Consider the following 1,797-nt stretch of genomic DNA (forward strand, 5'->3'; position numbering starts at 1 on the left):
AAAAAAAAACCCGTTAAGCAACGAGTTTCTTTTCATAAGCCCAATCAGGTATCCCTACAGGTTCGGCTTTTAAATATCGGACTAATGGAACAACGTTTGTTTTTTCTTTTGGTGTGGCAGTTGCAATATCAACACCATACTTTTCTAACTGTTTTCGAACACGGTAGAAAGTTGGTTTAGTCATAATTTGCTTGAGATCGTCACCGTTAAGCCAAGACTGATATACCATGCGTAAGCGCATCGGAAGGGAATCTAAAACATCATCTTTTAGCATATAAACATCACTCATCTCTAAGTTATCAAGATAACTTCGGAGTAACATTGTAGCAGTGTCTATATCCCAATTACTAGCATAGTCCAAGCCTAGTCTTTTTAACTCCATAGAACGTATGACAGCCTCTATCCGTAAGGCTTTATCAGCATATTCTAACAACTCAGGAATCATTAATTCTTTAGGTAATCTATGACCTTTAGCAGACAATTCATGTCCTTTGGAGTAACACTTTAAAGACCAACGACGAGAGTTTTTACCAAAATAAGCAGTATCACCAGAGAATTGACCAGCACCACGATGTTTCATGTATGCAGTAGAGCCGACAGCACGGATCCAAGCTAAAACGTCCTTTTTATTATCTAAATGCCAAGATTCGTTTACATCAACACGAGTTAATTGATATTCACCATCTTTTATTTTGTTGTATTGGAAAGGGTCGGGACATAAGCCAATATCTTGTTTTAATAACTCATCAAAAAATAAACCCATCAAGTGAAGTAAATCATTAGAACCAAAAATATTATGACCTTGTAAAAACTTGGTCGGATTACCTGAAATCCATATATGAAAATTATCGTGTGATTTAATTTGAACCTTAGAAGAAAAAGAACCTTCAATACTTAATTTCTTTTCAACCATCCATTGTTCATTGCCAAGAGCATCATAAGAATAAATAAGCCCATCAATGAGCCTAGAAGGGTCATGTTTGCAAGGAAGAATAGCGGTTACCCAATCAATCATGATTTTTTCCTTTTTGCATCTGAGCCAATTCCTGAGCTAACTGTGCAGTAGCTTGAGTAATTTCAGCCATACTGTCAGCACCAAATGCAGAGACAACCACAGAAGGGTCTACCTTTTTTTCTTTGATTTCCCGAAATGCAACACACATTTTTTCAAGCTGAGGAGCAAATTCCTCTAAAAGACTTGTAATTAATTGAGCACGTTTAAGACCTAAATGATCGGCAGTTTCTTGGATAAGATCGTGTAATTCAGGTTTAAGTGTTAGGTTTGTTCTAGGGTTTACATTAGGCATTATAATTTCTTCGGAGTAACTCTTTGGATTTAGAGTACCGCATAAAAAAAGAGCTGTAAAGTGTGGGGATTCTTAAAAAGTATCATTATTGAGACTAATGTGCAGTATTACTAACACTGCACACCTCCTTTTCGCATCGCACCGACGCGAGCCGATCGGATGTCGATTGCGTTTGCGTCGGTGTGTTTTCATGTTTACTTGTTGTCATGTTGTCATGTTTATATGTTGTCGGCAGGCATAGCCTGGTACTTACCGATCTAATGCAGAAGGGAGCTTGTAATCAGGGAAGGAAGGTTTTGTAATTCTAAATATGTCAGTTCGCTCGTAGACACTCGCTCTGTCGTGTCGGTCGTCGAAGCTCCTCCTCACTCATCGCTCGTTTTTACTCACTAGATAGACAAAAAAAAACCCGTTAAGCAACGAGTTTCTTTTCATAAGCCCAATCAGGTATCCCTACAGGTTCGGCTTTTAAATATCGGACTAATGGAAC

2 protein-coding genes are annotated in these 1,797 nt (G+C 38.1%); both read right to left on the reverse strand.

What is annotated here, in order from left to right; all coding sequences use genetic code 11:
- Positions 1–13: 13 nt before the first annotated feature.
- On the reverse strand, positions 14–1,015 hold the full coding sequence (locus tag NI470_RS15630) for a phage/plasmid replication protein, II/X family (protein WP_253149019.1): 1,002 nt from the start codon (positions 1,013–1,015) through the stop codon (positions 14–16).
- A complete protein-coding gene (locus NI470_RS15635) occupies positions 1,008–1,307 on the reverse strand; it encodes a hypothetical protein (protein ID WP_253149017.1) in 300 nt (99 codons plus the stop codon). Before NI470_RS15635 ends, NI470_RS15630 begins: the two co-directional genes overlap by 8 nt.
- Between the last annotated feature and the right edge of the window lie 490 nt (positions 1,308–1,797).

This window comes from Acinetobacter lwoffii, assembly GCF_024129115.1.
Lineage (GTDB): Bacteria > Pseudomonadota > Gammaproteobacteria > Pseudomonadales > Moraxellaceae > Acinetobacter > Acinetobacter lwoffii_T.

What these genes read in the sequence shown, in the direction of transcription:
- NI470_RS15635 (WP_253149017.1), bottom strand. Translation starts at nt 1,307, where the DNA reads ATGCCTAATGTAAACCCTAGAACAAACCTAACACTTAAACCTGAATTA.
- NI470_RS15630 (WP_253149019.1), bottom strand. Translation starts at nt 1,015, where the DNA reads ATGATTGATTGGGTAACCGCTATTCTTCCTTGCAAACATGACCCTTCT.